The 338-nt window shown below is 71.0% G+C and carries 1 protein-coding gene; it reads right to left on the bottom strand.

The genetic code is table 11. The features are described from left to right. Nucleotides 1-338 (bottom strand): hypothetical protein (locus RISW2_RS25345; protein ID WP_043776130.1); only part of this gene is annotated, 338 nt, incomplete at both ends.

Below are 338 nucleotides of genomic sequence, written 5' to 3'. Positions count from 1 at the left end.
TCGAGCAGCGCCTCGGTGATCGCCTGGTTCACCTCGGCATAGCTCGCCTTCAGCGACAGCTCGGCCAGCGCCGCGTCGGCGGTGATCGAGACCTCGCCGATGCGCTGGTCGATCCGGTGCACCGCCGTGATCTCCACGAGCCCGGTCTCGGGGTTCACGATGATCCCGGCATCGGCCATGCGCTGGTCGGTCTGCGCGAGCCGCGACAGCCCCCACGAGACCTGTTGCGCCACCGTCTCGAGCCGGTCGGCAAGACCGTCCTGCGCCGGCACGAGACCCTCGACCCGGTCGAGCAGCGACGGCCGCCCCTCGAGCAGCCGGTAATCCCCGTAGGCCGC

The sequence above is a fragment of the Roseivivax isoporae LMG 25204 genome (assembly GCF_000521865.1).
Taxonomy (GTDB): Bacteria; Pseudomonadota; Alphaproteobacteria; order Rhodobacterales; family Rhodobacteraceae; genus Roseivivax; species Roseivivax isoporae.
The sequence above is the reverse complement of the archived record's forward strand: the minus strand, read 5'-3'. Positions and strand labels throughout refer to the sequence as shown.